The organism is Streptomyces sp. NPDC005281, assembly GCF_040607495.1.
Lineage (GTDB): Bacteria > Actinomycetota > Actinomycetes > Streptomycetales > Streptomycetaceae > Streptomyces.
This window is the reverse complement of record NZ_JBEXGX010000015.1, coordinates 1-21,791: the sequence shown is the minus strand read 5'-3', so window position 1 is coordinate 21,791 and position 21,791 is coordinate 1. Positions and strand designations below refer to the sequence as shown.

At 71.4% G+C, this 21,791-nt stretch carries 17 protein-coding genes; 8 read left to right on the top strand and 9 right to left on the bottom strand.

What is annotated here, in order from left to right:
- Positions 1 to 8: 8 nt before the first annotated feature.
- The gene (locus tag ABZV42_RS21565; protein ID WP_355989716.1) at positions 9 to 524 is read right to left on the bottom strand and encodes a hypothetical protein; all 516 of its coding nucleotides are present in this window, start codon (positions 522 to 524) and stop codon (positions 9 to 11) included.
- A gap of 346 nt (positions 525 to 870) precedes the next feature.
- Between ABZV42_RS21565 and ABZV42_RS21560 the strand changes: the two genes are divergently transcribed.
- On the top strand, positions 871 to 1,464 hold the full coding sequence (locus ABZV42_RS21560) for an Rv3235 family protein (protein WP_355989714.1): 594 nt from the start codon (positions 871 to 873) through the stop codon (positions 1,462 to 1,464).
- Between the two features lie 439 nt (positions 1,465 to 1,903).
- On the opposite strand, the gene secA is transcribed toward ABZV42_RS21560, so the two are convergent.
- Positions 1,904 to 4,744, bottom strand: coding sequence for a preprotein translocase subunit SecA (gene secA, locus ABZV42_RS21555; protein WP_355989713.1), 2,841 nt, complete (start codon positions 4,742 to 4,744; stop codon positions 1,904 to 1,906).
- Between the two features lie 245 nt (positions 4,745 to 4,989).
- Here secA and ABZV42_RS21550 point away from each other — a divergent pair, with 245 nt between their 5' ends.
- Together ABZV42_RS21550 and ABZV42_RS21545 are read left to right on the top strand one after the other, a co-directional pair.
- Positions 4,990 to 5,556, top strand: coding sequence for a GNAT family N-acetyltransferase (locus tag ABZV42_RS21550; RefSeq protein ID WP_355989711.1), 567 nt, complete (start codon positions 4,990 to 4,992; stop codon positions 5,554 to 5,556).
- 152 nt (positions 5,557 to 5,708) lie between these two features.
- Positions 5,709 to 6,977 (top strand): crosslink repair DNA glycosylase YcaQ family protein, encoded by a 1,269-nt coding sequence (locus ABZV42_RS21545; protein WP_355989709.1) that lies wholly within the window; start codon positions 5,709 to 5,711, stop codon positions 6,975 to 6,977.
- Between the two features lie 82 nt (positions 6,978 to 7,059).
- Here ABZV42_RS21545 and ABZV42_RS21540 read toward each other — a convergent pair whose 3' ends face one another.
- The 7 genes from ABZV42_RS21540 to mtnA all read right to left on the bottom strand — a co-directional run bounded on the left by ABZV42_RS21540 (position 7,060) and on the right by mtnA (position 15,892).
- The gene (locus ABZV42_RS21540) at positions 7,060 to 7,806 is read right to left on the bottom strand and encodes a response regulator transcription factor (protein ID WP_355989707.1); all 747 of its coding nucleotides are present in this window, start codon (positions 7,804 to 7,806) and stop codon (positions 7,060 to 7,062) included.
- Positions 7,807 to 8,011: 205 nt separating this feature from the next.
- Positions 8,012 to 8,737 (bottom strand): ribosome-associated translation inhibitor RaiA, encoded by a 726-nt coding sequence (gene raiA, locus ABZV42_RS21535; protein WP_355989705.1) that lies wholly within the window; start codon positions 8,735 to 8,737, stop codon positions 8,012 to 8,014.
- A gap of 282 nt (positions 8,738 to 9,019) precedes the next feature.
- Positions 9,020 to 9,946, bottom strand: a complete 927-nt coding sequence (locus ABZV42_RS21530) for a ComF family protein (RefSeq protein WP_355989703.1) — start codon at positions 9,944 to 9,946, stop codon at positions 9,020 to 9,022.
- Positions 9,947 to 10,128: 182 nt separating this feature from the next.
- On the bottom strand, positions 10,129 to 11,973 hold the full coding sequence (locus ABZV42_RS21525) for an LpqB family beta-propeller domain-containing protein (protein WP_355989701.1): 1,845 nt from the start codon (positions 11,971 to 11,973) through the stop codon (positions 10,129 to 10,131).
- Positions 11,963 to 14,047, bottom strand: coding sequence for an MtrAB system histidine kinase MtrB (mtrB, locus tag ABZV42_RS21520; RefSeq protein ID WP_355989699.1), 2,085 nt, complete (start codon positions 14,045 to 14,047; stop codon positions 11,963 to 11,965). The genes ABZV42_RS21525 and mtrB overlap by 11 nt, the downstream gene beginning before the upstream one ends.
- Before the next feature lies 1 nt (position 14,048).
- A complete protein-coding gene (gene mtrA / locus ABZV42_RS21515) occupies positions 14,049 to 14,738 on the bottom strand; it encodes a two-component system response regulator MtrA (RefSeq protein ID WP_192582811.1) in 690 nt (229 codons plus the stop codon).
- A gap of 8 nt (positions 14,739 to 14,746) precedes the next feature.
- The gene (mtnA, locus tag ABZV42_RS21510) at positions 14,747 to 15,892 is read right to left on the bottom strand and encodes an S-methyl-5-thioribose-1-phosphate isomerase (RefSeq protein WP_355989696.1); all 1,146 of its coding nucleotides are present in this window, start codon (positions 15,890 to 15,892) and stop codon (positions 14,747 to 14,749) included.
- A 141-nt stretch (positions 15,893 to 16,033) separates the two neighbouring features.
- Here mtnA and ABZV42_RS21505 point away from each other — a divergent pair, with 141 nt between their 5' ends.
- From ABZV42_RS21505 to ABZV42_RS21485, 5 genes are all read left to right on the top strand, one after another.
- The gene (locus ABZV42_RS21505) at positions 16,034 to 17,362 is read left to right on the top strand and encodes a hypothetical protein (RefSeq protein WP_356053137.1); all 1,329 of its coding nucleotides are present in this window, start codon (positions 16,034 to 16,036) and stop codon (positions 17,360 to 17,362) included.
- Between the two features lie 109 nt (positions 17,363 to 17,471).
- The gene (locus ABZV42_RS21500) at positions 17,472 to 18,158 is read left to right on the top strand and encodes a DUF4129 domain-containing protein (RefSeq protein ID WP_356053273.1); all 687 of its coding nucleotides are present in this window, start codon (positions 17,472 to 17,474) and stop codon (positions 18,156 to 18,158) included.
- Positions 18,155 to 19,345 carry a DUF4350 domain-containing protein gene (locus ABZV42_RS21495; protein WP_355989691.1) on the top strand — a complete coding sequence of 397 codons (1,191 nt, stop codon included), beginning with the start codon at positions 18,155 to 18,157 and terminating at the stop codon, positions 19,343 to 19,345. Before ABZV42_RS21500 ends, ABZV42_RS21495 begins: the two co-directional genes overlap by 4 nt.
- Positions 19,345 to 20,343 carry a MoxR family ATPase gene (locus ABZV42_RS21490; RefSeq protein ID WP_355989689.1) on the top strand — a complete coding sequence of 333 codons (999 nt, stop codon included), beginning with the start codon at positions 19,345 to 19,347 and terminating at the stop codon, positions 20,341 to 20,343. Before ABZV42_RS21495 ends, ABZV42_RS21490 begins: the two co-directional genes overlap by 1 nt.
- Positions 20,343 to 21,653: a DUF58 domain-containing protein gene (locus ABZV42_RS21485; protein WP_356053135.1), complete on the top strand. Its 1,311-nt coding sequence runs from the start codon at positions 20,343 to 20,345 to the stop codon at positions 21,651 to 21,653. Before ABZV42_RS21490 ends, ABZV42_RS21485 begins: the two co-directional genes overlap by 1 nt.
- The last annotated feature ends 138 nt before the right edge of the window (positions 21,654 to 21,791 follow it).

The window sequence follows — 21,791 nt, the reverse complement described above, 5'->3', positions numbered from 1 at the left end:
CCGGGCGGCTACTCCCCGAGTCCGAGCAGGCCGGGGATCTCCTGCGTGGCGAACCACAGCAGCTCGTGGTCCTCGGCCCCGTCGACCACGAACTGGGCGTCGTCGTCCCCGGCGTCCACCGCGCCGACCGCGGCCGCGGCCGCGGTCACGTCCGCCTCCGCGTCCACGGCGTCCACATGCACGGCCGCCGCCTTCCCCAGGGTCACGTCCTGGGAGACCCGCACCTCGCCGAGCGCCGCCGGATCGAGTCCCCGGTCGGGATCCGCGGCCGCGGCCCGGTCCGGAACGTCGACCGCGACGACGACGCGGCGCCGGACGGCCCCCGCGTCGAGGGCCAGCAGCCGCAGCGAGGCCAGTGCGGCCCGGCTCAGCGCCGCGTACTCCAGTTCCTCGATGTCGTCGGAGACATACCACTCGCGCAGGGCGGGCGTGACGGCGTACGCGGTGAACGGACCCGTCTCCAGCTCTCCCGTCTTGTACGCCTCGGCGAGACCGGAGAGGGTCAGGGGGACGTAGACGCGCATGGCTGGGCCGCTTTCGTAGTCGGGACTCCTCGGGGCACGCGGTCCGGGCACTCCGGGGAGGCGATCCCGCGCCTCCGGGGAGGGCCTTCAGGATACGTGCGGGCGTCCCCTTTCGAGGTCCCGGCCGCGCCCTCCGTGGCGTCCACCCCGCGCCCGCGATTCACCCGGCACTCCCCTGTTCCGCCAAGGGTTCCCCGCCTCCGGGCCACCCTGATAGGTGAACTTTTCCGCCGCCGCGGCGCGCGCCCGCCGTCCTTGCGCGGGCACCTTCCGAGCTCGTACAAGATCCCCGACACGAAAGTTACCGACCGGTATCGCCGGTCCGGACGACGAGCGGGGACGACGTATGAACAAGGTGATGACCAGGACCGGGCGCCACCCCGGCACCCGTCCTCCCGGCCGCCGGGACTCCCGCCGCCCCGGCGGCGCCCCGCCCCGTGCCCCGGGCGCCCCCGCCAGGACCCCCGGTGACAGCCCGCCGCGGGCCAGGACCTCCGCCACCGCACCCACGACCCCCGCCGCGGACGCCCCGCCGCGGGGCGAGGCCGGGACAGCCCGGACGCTCACGACGCCGCCCGAAGGGGCCCGGCACACGGCTCCGGGGCCTCGCCCCACCGATGTGTTCGCCGAGCGGCTGCTGGCCGTACTGAGCGGTGCGCGCCCCGTCCACTGCATGCTGCGCCACACCGCGGGCCGGGCCTACGACGAACTGATCCGGCTCGCCGAACGCGGCCCTCTGCGCACCCGCGGCACCCGCCCCGTCGTCCGGGACATCGGCTACTACGTCGCGCGCCCCGGCGCCGTCGAGGCCTTCGCCCGCATCGGCGCCGGCGACCAGCTCCGCGCCATGGCCTTCCGGCTGGAGCAGGGCCCCGACCTCCGCTGGCGCTGCACCGCGATCGAACTCGGCGGCCCCCGCACGCCCCACGACAACGACTGACCGACACCGGCCCCGGCCCCGGCCCCGAGCCCGCCACAGCACCGGCCCAGGCACTGGCCCACGGCACCAGGCTCCCCGGCGCCGACAGGCCTCGACCCGCGGCGTCCGGACCGGGACTGTGGTCCGTCCGGACCAGGACTGTGGTCCGTCCGGACCAGGACTGTGGTCCGTCCGGACCAGGACTGTGGTCTCGGGACCGAGGCCCGCGGTGCCGGGCCCGGAACTGCGGCACCGCGGCACCGCGGCACCGCGGCACCGCGGCCCAGGCTCGCGGCTCGCGGCTCGCGGCTCGCGGGCTGTGGCTATCGGGCCGGGCTCGCGGGCTCTCGGACCGGGCTCTCGGACCCGTAACGCGGGAAGGGCCGGACACATGGTGCCCGGCCCTTCCCGTATCAGCGGTCGCGCGCGGTGGCAGTCGGCCGCCGCGCGCGACCCCCACTCACTTCTTGCGGCGGCGCACGCCGCCCTTCTGCTGCTTGCGGCGCTCCGCGCGGGTGAGGCCGTCCGCCTCGGACCGCACGGGCTCGTCGCTGGCGAAGTCGCCCTCGATGATGCCTCCCTCGCCGTCCACGGTCGGCGCGGAGAAGTGCAGCCGGTCCGGCCGCTGCGGGGCGTCGAGCCCCTTGGCGCGGATCTCGGGCCGCATCGCGCCCGCGGGGACGGCCTCCTGCTTGGCGAGCGACGGCGCGGAGTCCTCGACCTCGACCTCCTCGACCTGCTGCTCGACCTGGACCTCCAGGTTGAACAGGTAGCCGACGGACTCCTCCTTGATGCCGTCCATCATGGCGCTGAACATGTCGAAGCCCTCGCGCTGGTACTCGACCAGCGGGTCCTTCTGGGCCATCGCGCGCAGGCCGATGCCCTCCTGGAGGTAGTCCATCTCGTAGAGGTGCTCACGCCACTTGCGGTCCAGGACCGACAGCACGACCCGGCGCTCCAGCTCACGCATGATCTCGGAGCCGAGCTGCTCCTCGCGGGCCGCGTACTGGTCGTGGATGTCGTCCTTGATGGACTCGGAGATGAACTCGGCGGTCAGACCGGAACGGTCGCCGGCCTCCTCCTCCATCTCGTCGACGGTCACCTTCACCGGGTAGAGCTGCCGGAAGGCACCCCACAGCCGGTCGAGGTCCCACTCCTCGGCGAAGCCCTCGGCGGTCTCGGCCCCGATGTAGGCGTCGATGGTGTCGTTCATGAAGTGCTGGATCTGCTCCTGGAGGTCCTCGCCCTCCAGGACGCGGCGGCGCTCGCCGTAGATGACCTCGCGCTGCCGGTTGAGCACCTCGTCGTACTTCAGGACGTTCTTACGGGTCTCGAAGTTCTGCTGCTCGACCTGCGACTGGGCGGACGCGATGGCACGCGTGACCATCTTGTTCTCGATCGGCACGTCGTCCGGAACGTTCGCCATCGACATGACGCGCTCGACCATCTGCGCCTTGAAGAGACGCATCAGGTCGTCGCCCAGCGAGAGGTAGAAACGGGACTCGCCCGGGTCGCCCTGACGGCCGGAACGACCGCGCAGCTGGTTGTCGATACGCCGCGACTCGTGGCGCTCGGTGCCGAGGACGTAGAGCCCACCGAGGCTCTTGACCTCCTCGAACTCCGCCTTGACCGACCGCTCGGCCTTCTCCAGGGCGGCGGGCAGGGCGTGCGCCCACTCCTCGATGTGCTCCTCGGGGTCGAGGCCGCGCTGGCGCAGCTCCGCCTCGGCGAGGTCGTCCGGGTTGCCGCCGAGCTTGATGTCCGTACCGCGGCCCGCCATGTTGGTGGCGACGGTGACGGCGCCCTTGCGGCCGGCCTGCGCGATGATCGGCGCCTCCCGGTCGTGCTGCTTGGCGTTCAGCACCTCGTGCTGGACACCGCGCTTGGAGAGCTGCTGCGAGAGGTACTCGGACTTCTCGACCGACGTCGTACCGACGAGGATCGGCTGGCCCTTCTCGTGCTTCTCGACGATGTCGTCGACGACCGCCTCGAACTTCGCGACCTCGGTGCGGTAGATCAGGTCGGACTGGTCCTTGCGGACCATCGGCCGGTTGGTCGGGATCGGGACGACGCCGAGCTTGTAGATCTGGTGGAACTCGGCGGCCTCGGTCATGGCCGTACCGGTCATGCCGGAGAGACCGGGCAGTTCCTTGCCGTGCTGGTCGTGGCGCTTGTAGAGGCGGAAGAAGTTCTGGAGGGTGATCGTGGCGAGCGTCTGGTTCTCGTCCTTGATGTCCACCCCTTCCTTCGCCTCGATCGCCTGGTGCATGCCCTCGTTGTAGCGGCGGCCGGCGAGGATACGGCCGGTGTGCTCGTCGACGATCATGACTTCGCCGTCGATGACGACGTAGTCCTTGTCCTTCTTGAACAGTTCCTTCGCCTTGATGCCGTTGTTCAGGTAACCCACGAGCGGGGTGTTCACCGACTCGTAGAGGTTGTCGATGCCCAGCCAGTCCTCGACCTTGGCGACGCCGGGCTCGTGGATGGCGACAGTGCGCTTCTTCTCGTCGACCTCGTAGTCGCCGGTCTCCTCGATGCCCTTCAGGGGGTTGCCGGGCTCGCCCTTCTTCAGGCGGGTGACCAGCTTGGCGAAGTCGCCGTACCACTTGGTGGCCTGGTCGGCAGGGCCGGAGATGATCAGCGGCGTACGGGCCTCGTCGACGAGGATGGAGTCGACCTCGTCCACGATCGCGAAGTTGTGGCCGCGCTGGACGAGCTCGTCCTGGGCCCACGCCATGTTGTCGCGCAGGTAGTCGAAGCCGAACTCGTTGTTCGTGCCGTACGTGATGTCGCACGCGTACTGCTCGCGGCGCTGGGCCGGGGTCATGTTGGCCAGGATGCAGCCGACCTCGAGGCCGAGGAACTTGTGGACGCGGCCCATCATTTCGGAGTCGCGCTCGGCCAGGTAGTCGTTGACCGTGATGAGGTGGACGCCGGCTCCGGAGAGGGCGTTCAGATAGGCGGGCAGGGTGCCGACGAGGGTCTTGCCCTCACCGGTCTTCATCTCCGCGACATAGCCGAGGTGGAGCGCGGCGCCACCCATGATCTGCACGTCGTAAGGACGCTGGCCAAGGGCGCGCTTGGCTCCTTCACGGACGGTCGCAAAGGCCTCGGGCATCAGGTCGTCGAGGCTCTCGCCGTCGGCGTACCGCTGCTTGTACTCATCGGTGAGGGCCCTCAGCTCGGCGTCGGAGAGGTCGACGAAGTCCTCTTCGATGGAGTTGACCTGGTCCGCGATGCGGTGCAGTTTGCGCAGGATCTTGCCTTCGCCTGCACGCATGATCTTCGAGAGGACGGACACGGGGGTTTGTCTCCTTGCCGGTCGGGCCTGGGACGGTCGGTTTCAAATGGCAGTTTCAAATCACAGCTTGAGCAACGGCCATCGTAAGCGAGGACCACACCGCGCCGGGAGGTCTGCCGGGGACAGCCACCAGGACAACGGACAGGGGCTGCCGAAGGTGCCGCGTTCGCATAGCGAAAAGTAGCGAACCGGTCACCCAGGGCAAAGGAATGGCATCCTTCCGGATGCCCGAGCAGAATCGGCCGATGGACCCCGTCACGCTGACCACCGACCGTCTCGTCCTGCGCGCCGTGGGCGTGGACGACACCGACGCCGTCTTCGCGGCCGCCCAGGATCCCGACATCCAGCGCTGGACCACGATCCCGTCGCCCTATCTGCGCGAGCACGCGTCGGGCTTCACGGACCAGATGGTGCCCGAGGGCTGGGTGGACGGCTCGGCCTTCGCCTTCGGTGTCTTCCTCCCCTCGGGGGAGCTGGTGGGCATGCTCTCGATCACCATGCGCTCACTGGGCGTCGGCGAGGTGGGCTACTGGGCGGCGAAGGAGCACCGCGGCAACGGCTACATCGCCGAGGCCACCGTCGCCGCCTCCCGCTGGGCCTTCACCGACCTGTCCGTCGACCGCGTCGAATGGCGTGCCGAGGTCGGCAACGCCGGTTCCCGCGCGGTCGCCGAACGTGCCGGCTTCACCATCGAGGGGACCCTCCGCTCCGCCATCAACAACAAGGGCGTACGCAGGGACTGCTGGGTGGGCTCACTGCTCCCCTCCGACCTGGGCCTCCCGTCGACGGCGCCCTACCTCCCGGCCAGGTGAGCGCCGGGCGGGCCCCGGCGCCGGTCGCAGTCGGCTCCCGCTCGGTTCCCGTCGGCTCCCGCGCCGGTTGCCGGGGCGGGGTCCGGCCTCCGCGCCGCCGCGTTCCGTCCGTGAGCGACCCGGCTGTCAGTGGCACCGCCTAACGTGTGGGCATGACGAGTCTCCCGCGTCCCATGACCGAACTCTCCGCGGACGAAGCGCGCCGCATCGCCCTGCGGGCACAGGGTTTCCTGGGCGCCCCGGACCGCAGGGCGGGCGTCCGCGGAGTCCTGCGGCACCTCGGCGCGGTCCAGCTCGACACGATCTCCGTCCTCGCCCGCTCCCACGAACTGATCCCTTACGCCCGGCTCGGCGCCGTCGGCCGCAAGACCGTGGAGCAGGCCTACTGGACATCCGCGCAGCCCGCCGGCACACCGTCCGCCGCCACGCCCCCGGCACCGCACGCCTTCGAGTACTGGTCCCACGCGGCCTGCATCCTGCCCGTGGAGGAGTGGCCCCACTTCGCGTTCCGCCGCCGCGCCTACCGCGCCCGCCCGCACTGGAGCCACGACCTGCCCGACGGCGCCTACGACCAGGTCGTCAAGCAGCTGCGCGCCGAAGGACCCCTCACGGCCACGGACTTGGGCGGGGCGAAGAAGACCAGCGAGTGGTGGGACTGGTCGGGCACGAAGGTCGCCGTCGAGCGGGCGCTGATGTACGGCGAGGTGGTGTGCGTGGAGCGGCGCGGCTGGAAGCGCGTCTACGACCTCGCGGAGCGTGCGATCCCGAAGGCGCTGCTGCACGACGAGCTGGACGACCGGGAGTGCGTGCGCCGTCTCGTCGGCCTGGCCGGACAGTCCCTCGGCGTCGGCACCCGCGCGGACATCGCCGACTACCACCGCCTCAGGCTGGAACAGGTCGACGCGGTGATCGCGGACTCGGGCCTGGTCCCCGTGACGGTGGAGGGCTGGGGCAGGCCCACGGCCGGGAAGAGCGGGGCGGGAAACCCGGGCGGAAGACCGGCCGGAGCCGCGTGGGCGGACCCGGCGGCGCTGGAGACGGTCCCGCGCGGCCGTCACCGTACGACCCTGCTGTCGCCGTTCGACTCCCTCGTCTGGGAGCGGGCGCGCACGGAGCGGATCTTCGATTTCACGCACCGCCTGGAGGCGTACACGCCCAAGCCGAAGCGGGTCCACGGCTACTTCGCGATGCCGGTCCTCGCCGGCGGACGGCTCGTCGGCCGGGTCGATCCGGGGCGGGAGGGCCGCACGCTGGTCGCCAGACAGGTCACCCTGGACGGCGCGAAGGCGGTCCCCGCGGTGGCCCAGGCCCTGGCGGAGGCCGCGGGCTGGGTGGACTGCACGGACGTACGGGTCGAGCGGGTGGACGCCCCGGACCTGCGCGAACCGCTGGCCGCGGAGCTCGCGCGCATCCTGGGGTGATGTCCGGCGCGCTGCGGCGGGCCGCACCCGGCTAAGCCGTCGGGCGGCCCCCGGCGGTGCGCCGGAGCGACGCCCTCATCGCCTAGCGGATCTCGAGGATCTTCTCCCGCATCGCGTACACCACGGCCTCCATCCTGGAGTGAAGCTGCAACTTTTCCAGGATGTTGCGCACATGGTTCTTCACGGTGTTCTCGGAGATGAACAGCTCCTTGGCGATGTCGCGGTTGTTCATCCCGGTGGCCACCAGCTTGAGGACCTCCAGCTCCCGATCGGTGAGCCGCGGCGCCGGCACCAGCCGGCGCTCGTCCGTGCGCTGGATCATCGACTTGAACTCGGTGAGGAGTTTCGAGGCCATCGACGGACTGATCTGCGACTGACCGTCGGCGACCGCGCGGATGGCGGTGGCCACCTCGTCGGTGGAGATCTCCTTGAGGAGGTACCCGGTGGCCCCCGCCTTGATGGCGTCGTAGAGGTCGGCCTCCTCGTCGCTGATCGTCAGCATGATGATCTTCGCGCTGGGGGCCACCTCCTTGATGGAGGTGCACGCCTCGATACCGCCGCGCTTGGGCATCCGCACGTCCATCAGCACGATGTCGGGCAGCAGGTCGGCGGCCTTGTCGACCGCCTCCGCCCCGTCCCCGGCCTCACCGACGACCTGGATGTCCTCCTCGGCCGCGAGCACGATCTCCAGACCGCGGCGGAAGAGGGCGTGGTCGTCCACGACAAGGACCCTGATGGGCTCCTCGCGCGAAGAACCTGCGCCAAGGCCGGAGGCCGCGGCTCCGTCATCGGCATCGCCGGCACGCATCGGTCCGAAGCTGTCCGCCATCGTTCCTCCCCCTGAAGGCCGTGACCTGTGTTTCCGTGGCATCGCCAACCCAAGGCAACGACCCGCCGGTTGGGCCGGTGCGGCCATGATTCCATGTCCGGACGGCGGCGGGGTGACGGAGCAGGACGTGAACCGGTCGCACACCGGTGCCCCTGGGGGCGCACTCGCGCTCCAGGGGCACCGGCTCATCCGTCACCGGGAACGGTCAGCCGCCGAGCGCGCCGCCCGGCGCGTCCGCCCCGCCCTGGGTGACCATCGGGTCCGTGCTGAGGTGGATGACACCGTAGTCGTACGCGTGGCGCCGGTAGACGACGCTCGGCTCCTTCGTCTCGGAGTCGACGAAGAGATAGAAGTCGTGTCCGACCAGCTCCATTTCGTAGAGCGCCTGGTCGAGCGTCATCGGTGCGGCCACGTGGGTCTTCTCGCGGACGACACAGGGGCCTTCGCCCACGATCTCGAGAGAGCCGATCTTCTTGGTGGGCACGGCGTCCGGCTCTTCGTCGCGGACGACGTCACCGCTGCCGTTCAGGGTCGCGGCACCCGGGACCACGTCGGCGACCTCCGCCGCCGAGATCCTGCCGTTGCCACGGCGGGTGTAGCGCTTGTCGTGCTGCTTGCGCAGCCGGGCCTCGAGCTTGTCCGCGGCCAGGTCGAGTGCTGCATACGCGTCGCTTGCCGCTGCCTCCGCCCGGATCACCGGTCCGCGGGAGTGGAGCGTGATCTCCACCCGGTCACTGCGGTCGGCCTGTCGGGGGTTGGGCTCCTTGGACACCTCGACGTCGAGGCTGATCACCTTGCCATCGAGCTTCTGGATCTTCTCCAGCTTCAGCTTCTCGGCCACGTGCTTGCGGAACCGCTCGGGCACCTCGGTCTTGCGGCCCTTGACGACGATGTCCACGCAGAACTCCGTTCCCGGATAGCCCCGCTCCACTGGCGGAGCATCTCCCTTTTGCACCAGGCTCCGGTGAGCCCCGGAACCTCGGACTCGGTGACTTTCACCTCCTCCTCCCCCAAGGACAAGATCTCCACCCCACCGATGCGGGTGATTGCCGGAAAGTCACGCTTCGGCACTCGGATGCGCGAGGTACGGCCTGCGCCATTGCCTCACAACCGAACATATCTCGCCCGGACGGATGTCGTCACCCTCTACTGATACGTACCTCCGTTCAGGTGAATTGACCCGGTCATTACCTGCAACGATGCAAGTTCGTGGTCAGTTCCGGTTTATTTCGAAGGCGTCCGGCGGCGCAGCGATCACCGCCGAGCCGACCGTGTCACCGCTCGTCCCTCCGGCCTGCTCCCTACCCGTGAATCGCCGGTACACCTCCCCCCGCCCCGTCCTCTCACCCGTCCATCGCAGTGCCCACGCACCCGACTGCGCGGCCCGCACCGCCCGCGCCGCCTCCGCCAACGACGCCCCCGTCGTCATCAGGTCGTCCACCAGCACGACCCGCCCTCCTTCGGCCAGCATCCGCTCACCCCCGGCGACGACCTCCAGGGCGCCCGCCAGATTCGCCGCCCGCTGGCGGGAATTCAGCCCCGACTGGTCGGCCACGGCACGCCGCTGCCGCAGCACACCGAGCACCCGGGCCGGCGTCCCCGTGCGCCGCAGCTCCCCCGCGGCCGCGAGCGCGATCCGCCGCGCCGGATCATGGCCCCGCGCCCGGACCGCCCACCGCGCCGACGGCACGGGCACGAGCAGCACGGGCCCTGACCCGGCCCCGGCCGCCCGGACCGCCGCACCACCGCCGCCCGGACCGCGTCGCTCTCCCCGCACGTCCCCCTTCCCGAGCCCCGGCCGCCCCTGCGAGGCCGTGGGCCGCTCTGCCGGTCCAGGTGGTCCCCCCTGCCCCAGACCTGCCCGCACAGCCCCCGCCAGGGCCGCGCCCAAAGGTGCCGCCAGCGCCAGCGCACCCCGTTCCTTGTGGGCGAGGAGCATGGCCCGCACCTCGTCCCCGTAGGGAGCCGCCGCGTGCACCACGGACAGCCCCGCCGGCTCGGGCACCGGTCGCACCCGGCACGGAGCGGCCCCTGTCAGGGCGGCACGGCACTCGGGACAGAGCACCGTGCGAGGCCTTCCGCAGCCTCCGCACTCGGCCGGCAGCACCAGATCCGTGAGGTCCCGCCACCACCCCCGCATGGCCACCACTGTGCCAACGGCAGGCCCGCTCGGCCACCCCTGTGGAAAACCCTGGAGGACCGCCTGTGGACAGCCGCCGGAACGCCTGTGGACAGCCCCGCCCGAACGACGCTGGACAGCCGCCGGAACGACGGTGGGCCCGCCCGGAAACCGGACGGGCCCACTGACTGACGCACGAGGCGCTAGCCGGGATAGACCGGCGCCGTCCCGTCCTTGACCACCTTCTGCCACTGCTCTCCCGCCGACAGCCGCACGATCCCGTCCGTCTCCGAGTGCGCCACCAGAGGCAGCTGCTCGTCCTCCGACGCGGCGATCTCCTTGACGTTGGCCAGCGCGGAGGGCGAGGTCCCCAGCGGCGTGGAGCCGTCGACCTGGACGTACTGCATCTGCTGCACTCCGCCCTTCTCGCTGCCGACGACCACCAGTCGGCTGTCCCCGGCCCAGGACATGGCCGTGACCTCCTCCAGCTGGGGTGCGACGGAACGCGGTTCGAAGATGTACGCGCCGACGGGCTCGTCCTGCTTGGACCGCTCGACGCGTCCGATCTGGAGCGAGCTCTTGCCGTCCTTCTCGACGATCACCGCGATGCGCACACCGTCGGCGGCCACCCGCACCGCCTCGATGCGCCCGTCGAGCTCAGGCGCCTGCACGACGATGGGCTCGCCCGCGCCCTTCTGGAGCAGAAGCAGCCTGGGGTTCTTCGGGTCGCGGTCGGCCACCCACAGATCACCGCGCGCGTCCCAGCTGGGCGTCGTCAGCCGGTCGTCGACCGTCCTGCCCTGGCTGCGGACCACCGGCTCGGCGAGCGAACCGCCCGGCACCAGCGACCCGACGTACAGATTGCGGCCGTCGGACGACACTCCCGCAGCGGTGTCCTCGTCCCGCGACACCGCGGCCGCCCGCAGCTTCTTGCCGCCCTCGCCCAGCGCACCGGGCACCGGCTCGGGTTCCTTGTCACGGTTGCCGCCCGGCATCCGTACGAGCCGCTGGTCGTGATCGATGAAGTACTGGTACTCCGGGTGCTCGCCCGTGCCGTGCGAGGCGACGCTCTCGGCCCTGGCCTTGGTCAGCACGCACAGCTGCGAGCCGTTCGACCGCTGGAGCTCCACCTCGTCGACCCCGGTGGGGGTCAGGTCCCGGAGGGTGAGGAGGATCTGGGCAGCCATCTGCCGGCACTGGGAGCTTCCGACCCGGTCGGCCTTGGCGTTCAACGGCACCGTGACGCTGTTGCGGTCGTCGGGCGACAGCGACACATCGCCGTTCTTCAGCTCCGTGCCCGAGGGGAAGGTCGACCTGACCACCGGGTCGAGCCAGCTCGTCGGCCCCTTCAGGAGGGCGCGCACGATCTGTGTCATCGGGTCCACCTGCGCGCGCACGTAGACCGGGTCGGCGACGGTCACCAGGGGACGGCCGGACCCGGAGGTCCCGTTCGAGGCGTAGTAGTACTTGTTCACGGACACGTAGTTGCGTTGGAAGTCCGACGTGCCCATGACCACGCCCTGCGGCAGCCCGTCGATCCGCCACTGCTTGTTGCTCTTCAGCTTGGTCAGATGCACCGATCCGCTGTACTGACCGGAGTCCGGCCCGTACGCGTGCCGGCTGTCCACGGTGGCGACCTTGCTGCCGTTCAGCCGGAACAGGACGTCATGAGCGCCGTCCTTGGTCCCCGAGGGCGCTCCCGCGGGCTCCGGCGCGCCCGCGAGGACCGTCGTCGAACGGTACGGGTCCCAGGTCTTGCGCGCGCTGTCGGTGAGGTACTTGCCGGCCGTCTCGTACTTGGCGTCGTCACTGGTCAGGGCTTCCAGGAAGCCCTGCACGATCTCCGCCGCCGAGGCGCCGGGATGCGGCGGCACGGCGTAGACGCGGACCTGCGGGTCCTGGCGCGGGGTGGACTCCACCCCGCGCAGGTCCCCGCTGTCCGGCATCGAGGCGCACCCCGCCAGCAGAAGGGCCCCACAGGCCGCATACACCACGACGCGCACCGGACGGTGTCCGCGGACACCGCTCCCCCCGCGGTCAGCGCCCACGAAATGCCTCCCCATGTCCGAGCTCCTCCGGCGTGTCGCCGTCCCGCCCCCGCTCCTGCGCGGTCCGTTCCCGGCCGCTGCCGGATGTCTCCTCCTGGCGGCGCAGCGCCCCGGCGGGCCGGGGCACCACGCGGGCGCCGCTGCCCGGAAGCGCCGTCGGGTCGGCCGTGGGCGAGGCCCCGGCCAGCCGAGGGGGCATGGCCCCGCGCGGCGATCTCGGATCCGTGGCGGACCCGGCCTGCTGTACGGGAACCGTGGCGCGCTTGGTGGTGCCGCCGTGCGGCAGACCGGCGTCGTCCAGTCCCCGGTTGCGCCGGGAGTCCTTGGGTTCCAGAGGTATCGGTGATCCCCTGAGCGGCTCGTCCGCCGTCCGCGGCAGGGTCAGCCGGAACTGCGAACCGCCGCCCGGCTCGCCCCAGGCCTGGAGCCAGCCCCCGTGCAGCCGCGCGTCCTCCAGGGCGATGGACAGTCCCAGACCCGTTCCGCCGGTGGTACGCGCGCGTGCCGGGTCGGCCCGCCAGAAGCGGCTGAAGACCCGGGTCGCCTCGCCGGGCTTGAGCCCGACGCCGTAGTCGCGGACCGCGATCGCGACCGCTCCGCCCGCCGCGGCGAGCTTGACGACGACGTCCTTGCCCTCGCCGTGCTCCACGGCGTTGACGACGAGGTTGCGCAGCACCCGCTCGACCCGCCGGGCGTCCGCCTCGGCGATCAGCGGCTGCTGGTCGCCGACGACACGTATGCGCGTGCTCTTGCGCTCTGCGAGCGGCTCGGCTCCGCCGACCACCCGTCGTACGACTTCCCTGAGGTCGATGGCGTCGGCCTCCAGCGCCGCCGCGCCCGCGTCGAACCGGCTGATCTCCAGCAGGTCGGCGAGCAGCGTCTCGAAGCGGTCCAGCTGGTCGGCGAGCAGCTCGGCCGACCGCGCGGTCACCGGGTCGAAGTCCACCCGTGCGTCGTGGATGACGTCGGCGGCCATCCGCACGGTGGTCAGCGGTGTGCGCAGTTCGTGCGACACGTCGGAGACGAACCGCCGCTGCATCCGCGACAGGTCCTCCAGCTGCTGGATCTTGAGCTGGAGGTTCTGCGCCATCTTGTTGAAGGCCTCGCCGAGGCGCGCGATGTCGTCCTCGCCCGTGACCTTCATACGTTCCTGGAGGCGTCCGGCGGAGAGCCGCTCGGCGATCCCGGCCGCCATCCGCACCGGTGTGACGACCTGGCGCACCACGAGCCAGGCGATGGCCCCGAGGAGCACCACGACGAACAGTCCGGCCGTCGCGAGGGTGCCCTTGACCAGGCTCAGCGACTTCTCCTCCTGCGTCAGCGGGAAGAGGTAGTAGAGCTGGTAAGCGTCCCCGTTGGGGTCGCTGACCTGCTTGCCGATGACCAGCGCCGGCTGGGACTCCTTGCCGTCCTTGTAGACGACACGCGTGTAGCTCTGCGCCGCCGAGGTGCCCTTGTCGAGCCGGGCGCGCAGGTTCTCGGGGATGCTCACCGTCGAGTCGACCTGGCCCGACGACCGCGGTGCGAGACCGCCGCTGCCGTCGCCGGAGGCGGCGGAGTTGAGCGTCACCACGTCGAACGCGCCCTGCCCGCCACTGGACAGGGACACGACGAGATCGGTCATCCACTGGCTGACGTTCTTCGACGGCCGGCCGTCGGCGGTCGAACGGTCGTCGCCGTTCGCCGTCACCGCCGCGTCCGCCTGCTGCTTGGCCACCGCGAAACCACCGGTGGCCTGGCTCTGCGAGGCCCGCACCTTGGCGTCCAGCAGGCCGTTGCGCACCTGCCCGATCACGACGAAGCCGAGCAGCAGGACGACGCCCATGGACATCAGCAGCGTCGTGGCGACGATCTTGAGCTGGATGTTGCGCCGCCACAGCCGCATCACGGGCAGCAGCGGACGGCGCACCCAGCGTATGAGCAGCCGGAGGACCGGACTGCCCTGGACCCCGCCCTGGAACAGTCCTCCTTCGAAGAACCGCTCCCAGCGGGAGCCCTTCATCTTCCGGCCGACAGGCCGCCCCGAACGATCCCCCTGCTCAGCGGACGCCGAAGCGGCACTGTCCAATGACATGTCAGCTCGGTCCTGCCTTGTATCCGACGCCTCGGACGGTCACCACGATCTCCGGCCGCTCCGGGTCCTTCTCGACCTTGGAGCGCAGACGCTGGACGTGCACGTTGACCAGACGGGTGTCCGCCGCGTGCCGGTAGCCCCACACCTGCTCCAGGAGCACCTCACGCGTGAACACCTGCCACGGCTTGCGTGCCAGAGCGACCAGCAGGTCGAACTCCAGCGGCGTCAGCGCGATCGACATGCCTTCCCGCTTCACAGAGTGACCGGCGACGTCGATGACGAGATCGCCGATCGACAGCTGCTCGGGCGCCGGCTCTTCCGAACGGCGCAGCCGCGCCCTGATCCGGGCCACCAGCTCCTTTGGCTTGAACGGCTTCACGATGTAGTCGTCGGCGCCCGATTCGAGGCCGACCACGACATCGACCGTGTCGCTCTTCGCCGTGAGCATCACGATCGGTACCCCGGACTCCGCCCTGATCAGGCGGCACACCTCGATGCCGTCCCGTCCGGGCAGCATGAGGTCCAGGAGCACCAGGTCGGGCTTGGCATCGCGGAAAGCGGCCAGCGCCTTGTCGCCGTCGGCTACGAAAGACGGCTCAAAACCTTCACCACGCAGCACAATGCCGAGCATCTCGGCCAGTGCGGTGTCGTCATCGACGACAAGGACTCGTCCCTTCATAAACGACATCATCCCATTAACTAAATCGTTACCTGGCGTGACAAGTCACACAGCTCGGCGAGAGCCTCAGCCGTCACGGGCGAAACAACGCCCTCTTCGGTGACGATCGCCGTGATCAACTCCGGCGGCGTCACGTCGAACGCCGGGTTGTACGCCTGGGTCCCCAGGGGTGCCACAGGTATACCTCTTCCCGGCTCCACTCCCGCCACCGGCACCTGCGGAGCCGCGATCTCCGTCACTTCATGACCCGCGCGCTGCTCGACCTCGATGGATCCACCGTCGGGCGTGTCCCGATCGATCGTCGTCACCGGCGCCACCACGATGAACGGCACATGGTGGTACCTGGCCAGAACCGCGAGCGGATAGCTCCCCACCTTGTTCGCCACCGAACCGTCGGCGGCGATGCGGTCGGCCCCGACCAGTACCGCGTCCACCTCGCCGGACGCGAAGAGCGAGCCCGCCGCGCTGTCCGTCAGCAAGGTGTACGCCATCCCGGTCCGCGCGGCCTCGTAGGCCGTCAGACGGGCGCCCTGCAACAACGGCCGCGTCTCGTCCACCCACAGCCGCCGCAGCCGCCCCACCCGGTGCGCGGCGAGCGCGACGGCGAACGCGGTGCCCTCACCGCCGGACACCAGCGCGCCGGTGTTGCAGTGCGTGAGAATCCGGTGGCCGCCGCCCGGCAGCAGCTCGTCGAGCAACGCCAGCCCGTGTCGGGCCATGCGGGAGCTGGCCTCGGCATCCTGGCGGTGCAGCACCCGCGCGGCGTTGAGTGCCGCCGTCGCGGCCGCCGCCTCGTCGCCGCCCGCTGCCAGCGCCGCCCGGTGGGCCGCCTGCGCCCTGCGCACACCGACCGCGAGGTTCACGGCGGTCGGCCGGGCACCGGCCAGCGCGTGGGCGGCCTCGTCCACGTCGAAGCCGCGTACGGCTGCGAGCGCGACGCCGTACGCCCCGGCGATCCCGAGCAGCGGCGCCCCGCGCACGGCGAGCGTACGGATCGCCTCCACCAGTGCGGGGGCGTCCGTGCACACCAGCTCGACCTCCTCCGCGGGAAGTCTCGTCTGGTCGAGAAGGACCACCACAGGGCCTTCGGGCGGCTCGTGCCAGCGGATCGCGGGTATCTCCGTCGGTCCGCTGTCCTCGCGGGGTTGCGCGTAGTGATCGGCCATCCGACCAGTCTGCCCCGTACCGGGCTGACTATTGAAGGTGTGCAGCCCATACGGGGGCCGGTCCCTTGACGCGCACGCCGTGACACGATGGCTGTCAACCTGCCGCCGCGACCGCGGGACGGGCACCGTGAAGGAGCGACGATGAACGACACTCCGGGCTGGGCATCGCCCGGATCCGCCCCCTCCGGCGCGAAGGAGCCCGACACGTCCGGCACCCCGGGGCCCGCGGACCAGGACGGAGCGAATCCGCCCGAGCAGCCCTCGAAGTGGTCCAAGGAGCAGCCCCCGCCCGGCCAGTGGTCCGCGCCGGGCGCACAGGGTCCCGCACAGGCCCCGCCGCCCGCCGTACCCGGTCCCGGCCGGGGCGGACGGCCCTCCGGCGGCCAGAACGGCGGATACGGCGGCCGCCCGGCTCCCGGACAGGGCGGACCAGCGGGCTGGGGCGGCAACTGGGGCCACCAGCCCGCCGCCGCCAGACCCGGCGTCATCCCGCTGCGCCCCCTCGGCGTCGGCGAGATCCTGGACGGCGCCGTCTCGACCATGCGCAGTTACTGGCGCACGGTCCTCGGCATCTCGCTGACCGTCGCCGTCGTCACGCAGGTCGCCGTCATCCTGCTCCAGGGCTTCGTCCTGGACGACAGCGCCGACACGGAAGCGCTCAACGACCCGAGCGCCACCGTCGGCGAACTGACCCGGGCCATGGGCAGCACCCTGCTCAGCTCCGGTCTCGTCCTGCTCGTCACCCTGCTCGGGACCATCGTCGCCACCGCCCTGCTCACATCGGTGACCAGCCGCGCCGTGATCGGCAAGCCGGTGACCACGAGCGAGGCCTGGCGGGACGCCCGTCCCCAGCTGGCCAAGCTGTTCGGCCTGACCTTGCTGCTCCCGCTCATCGCCGTCGCGATCATGGGCGCCGGCGCGCTGCCGGGGCTGCTCGCGATGGCGGCCGGCTCGCACGACGGCGGTATCGCGCTCGCCGTCCTCGGCGCCTTCGCCGCGGGCTTCGTCGCCCTCTGGCTGATGATCCGCTTCTCGCTCGCCTCTCCCGCCCTGATGCTGGAGAAGCAGGGCATCCTGAAGTCGATGCGCCGCTCCGCGAAACTCGTACGCGGCTCCTGGTGGCGGGTGTTCGGCATCCAGCTCCTTGCCACGATCATCGCCAACATCGTCGCGTCGATCATCGTGATCCCCTTCGCCGTCCTCGCCGCCGCCCTGAGCGGTGACGGCTTCGCCGGCTTCCTCGACAGCTCCGGCGGCAACCTCGGCTGGACCTTCCTCATCGTCAGCGGCATCGGCTCGGTGATCGGATCCATGATCACCTTCCCGATCACCGCGGGCGTCACGGTGCTCCTGTACATCGACCGGCGCATCCGCCGCGAGGCCCTCGACCTCGACCTGGCCCGAGCCGCCGGCCTCCAGGACTACGGCACCGAGGCCTCGAACACCTCCGGCACCACACCGGGAAGTTGATGCGGTGACCGGGGCGGGGGGAGTTCTCACAACGGTTCTCGCGGGGGCGCACACCGGTGCGACAACGGTTCTCGCGGGGGCACACGCCGGTGCGACAGCGGTCCTCGCGCTGCCGCGCGGCGGCACGCCACCGGTGACCACGCCGCGCGAGGCCGCCCGCGAGGCGGCCAGACGCGAGCTGTCCAAGCGGATGTACCACGAGAACGACCCCGGCCTCGTCCAGCGCGCCCTGAACGCCTTCTGGGACTGGGTCGACCGGCTGTTCGGCGCCGCTTCGGCCGCGACACCCGGCGGAACGCTCGGACTCGTCGTCATCGTCCTCGCGGTCGCGGCGGTCGTGGCGGCCCTGTGGTGGCGCCTGGGCACACCGCACCGCACCCCCGCCTCGTCCGCCGCCCTGTTCGACGACCGCCCCAGGAGCGCCGCCGAACACCGTGCCGCCGCCGAGGCACACGCCGCCCAGGGCCACTGGAACCAGGCCGTCCAGGAGCGGATGCGCGCCATCGTGCGGTCCCTGGAGGAACGCGCTCTGCTCGATCCGCGCCCGGGCCGCACGGCCGACGAGGCCGCCGCGGAGGCGAGCCGCTCCCTGCCCGCCCACACCGACCGGCTGCGCGCCTCGGCCCGCGACTTCGACGACATCACGTACGGCGGCCGCTCCGGTGACACACGCCCGTACCAGCGACTCACCGAGCTCGACCGCGACCTGGAACGCACCAGGCCCGTACTCGCGGACAACGCCCGCAGCACGGACCCGAACACGGCCCACAACAGCCGCCAGGGGGCCGCCTCATGACCGAGGCCGCCCTTGCCCCCACCTCGGCCTCGCCGACCGCCCGCCAGGTGTGGACCCGTACGCGCGGCGTCGTCCTCGCGCTCGTCCTCCTGCTGGCCGCCGCGGTCGCGATAGCCGCGGTCCGCTCGGACGCCCGGCACGGCCGCCTCGACCCGCGCTCCGCCGACCCCTCCGGCAGCAGGGCCGTCGCCCGGCTCCTCGCCGACCAGGGAGTCTCCACACGTGTGGTCACCTCCCTCGGCGAGGCCCGCTCCGCGGCCGGTCACGACACCACCCTGCTGATCGCCGCCCCCGACCTGCTGACCAAGCGTCAGCAGAGCCACCTGTACTCGGCGACGGAACGCTCCGACGGCCGTACGGTCCTGGTCTCCCCCGGACCGCCCTCCCTCGGCGCCCTCGCCCCCGAGGTCACCGCGGACCCCGCGGTCAGCTTCGACTCGACGCTCTCCCCCCGCTGCGACCTGCCCGCCGCCCGCCGAGCGGGCAGCGCCGACACGGGCGGCATCCGCTACACCACCAGCGACCCCGACGCCGACACCTGCTACCCGAGCGACGGACTGCCCACACTCCTGCGCCTGCCGGCCCGCTCCGGAAGCGGCGACACCGTCGTGCTCGGCGCACCCGACATCCTCTACAACGACCACCTCGACGAGCAGGGCAACGCCTCGCTCGCGCTCCAACTCCTCGGTTCCCGCGCTCATCTGGTCTGGTACCTCCCCTCGCTCTCCGACGACTCGGCCACCGGCACAGGCCGCCAGAGCTTCTTCGACCTGCTCCCCTCGGGCTGGCTCTGGGGCACACTCCAGCTCTTCGTCGCCGCCGTCCTGGCAGCACTGTGGAGGGCACGCCGCTTGGGACCCCTCGTGCCCGAACGGCTTCCCGTCGCGATCCGCGCCTCCGAAACCACCGAGGGCCGCGCCCGCCTCTACCGCAAGGCGGCCGCCCGCGGCCGCGCGGCCACCGCTCTTCGCTCCGCCACCCGCACCCGCCTCGCCCCCCTCATCGGCGTGCCCCCGACCCAGGCGCACGCACCCGAAACCCTGCTCCCGGCCCTTGCCGCCCACTTCGACGGCGACTCACAGGCCCTGCTCCCACTTCTGTTCGGGCCGCCGCCCCTGGACGACGCGGCCCTCGTCTCTCTCGCCGACCAACTCGACGCCCTCGAAAGAGAGGTACGCATTTCATGATGGACCCGACCACTGACAACGCCGGGTACACCGGGTACTCCGGGGACGCCGACACCGCCCGCTCCTCCCTGGAAGCCCTTCGCACCGAGATCGCCAAAGCCGTGGTCGGCCAGGACCCCGCCGTGACCGGCCTCGTCGTCGCCCTCCTGTGCCGCGGACATGTTCTCCTCGAAGGAGTCCCCGGGGTGGCCAAAACGTTGCTCGTCCGGGCCCTCGCGTCCGCTCTGGAACTCGACACCAAGCGCGTCCAGTTCACCCCCGACCTCATGCCGAGCGACGTCACCGGCTCTCTCGTCTACGACGCCCGCACCGCCGAGTTCTCCTTCCAGCCCGGCCCGGTCTTCACCAATCTCCTGCTCGCCGACGAGATCAACCGCACGCCTCCCAAGACCCAGGCGTCGCTGCTGGAGGCCATGGAGGAACGCCAGGTCACCGTCGACGGCACACCCAGGCCGCTCCCCGAGCCCTTCCTGGTCGCCGCGACCCAGAACCCGGTCGAGTACGAGGGAACGTATCCGCTCCCCGAAGCCCAACTGGACCGCTTCCTACTCAAACTGACGATCCCGCTGCCCTCCCGTCAGGACGAGATCGACGTCCTCACCCGCCACTCCGAGGGCTTCAACCCGCGCGACCTGCGCGGCGCCGGACTGCGTCCCGTCGCCGGCGCCGCCGATCTCGAAGCCGCCCGCGCGGCGGTCGCCAAGACGACGGTCTCCCCCGAGATCACCGGGTACGTAGTCGACCTGTGCCGCGCGACCCGCCAGTCGCCGTCCCTGACGCTCGGCGTCTCCCCCCGCGGCGCGACCGCCCTGCTCGCCACGGCCCGCGCCTGGGCCTGGCTGACCGGACGCGACTACGTCATCCCCGACGACGTCAAAGCCCTGGCCCTGCCGACCCTGCGCCACCGCGTCCAACTCCGCCCCGAAGCCGAGATGGAAGGCGTGACGGCCGATTCCGTCATCAACGCGATCCTCGCCCACGTCCCCGTCCCCCGCTGATGGCACTCACCGGACGCGCCGCTCTCCTGGCCGCCCTGGGCGCACTGCCCGTCGGCATCTGGGGGCCCAGCTGGACAGGCATCCTCGCCGTGAACGTCCCCCTGGCCCTGGCCTGCGCCTGCGACGCCGCCCTCGCGGCTCCCGTACGACGCCTGGGCCTGACCCGTTCCGGGGACACCTCGGTGCGCCTCGGTGAATCCGCGGACGTCACCCTCACCGTCGCCAATCCCTCCGGACGGCCGCTGCGCGCACACCTCAGGGACGCCTGGCCGCCGAGCAGTTGGGAACCCGGCACGGAGGTCGAGGCCTCCCGTCACCGGCTGACGGTCCCCGCCGGCGAACGGCGCCGTCTGACGACCCGTCTGCGCCCCACCCGCCGCGGTGACCGCCACGCCGACCGCGTCACGATCCGCTCGTTCGGCCCCCTCGGCCTGTTCTCCCGTCAGGGCAGCCACGAAGTCCCCTGGGCCGTACGCGTCCTGCCTCCTTTCACCAGCCGGAAGCACCTGCCCTCCAAACTGGCCCGGCTCCGCGAACTGGACGGCCGCACCAGCGTGCTGACACGCGGTGAGGGCACGGAGTTCGACAGTCTGCGCGAGTACGTTCCCGGCGACGACACCCGTTCCATCGACTGGCGCGCCACCGCCCGCCGGACGACGGTCGCCGTACGCACCTGGCGTCCCGAGCGCGACCGCCACATCCTGCTGGTCCTCGACATCGGCCGGACCTCCGCCGGCCGTGTCGGCGACGCACCCCGCCTCGACGCCTCCATGGACGCGGCTCTGCTCCTCGCTGCCCTGGCCTCCCGCGCCGGCGACCGCGTGGACCTGCTCGCCTACGACCGCCGGGTACGCGCCCTCGTCCAGGGCCATGCGGCGGGCGACGTCCTTCCGTCACTGGTCAACGCGATGGCCGGCCTCGAACCGGAGCTCGTCGAAACGGATACTCAGGGCCTGACCGCCACAGCCTTGCGCACGGCCCCACGCCGGTCCCTGATCGTGCTCCTGACGACGCTCGACGCGGCCCCTGTCGAAGAGGGCCTGCTCCCGGTGCTCTCCAGCCTCACCCAGCGGCACACGGTCCTCCTCGCATCGGTCGCGGACCCGCATGTCGCGCATATGGCGAAAGCCCGGGGAGACATCGACGCGGTGTACGAGGCCGCGGCGGCGGCCCAGGCCGAGGCCGGACGTCAGCGCACGGCCGAGACGCTGCGACGTCGCGGGGTCACGGTCGTCGACGCGACTCCGGACGACCTCGCGCCGGCTCTCGCGGACGCCTATCTGGCGCTGAAGTCCGCGGGTCGGCTGTAAAAGGAGTGCGGGAGAACGCTGCTCTGGGAATGTTTTCGGGTGCGGGGGAATTGGTGGTGAACGCAGAAAACCCCCGTACCGGTATCCCCGGTACGGGGGTTTTCTTCAAAATTTGTTCGGCGGCGTCCTACTCTCCCA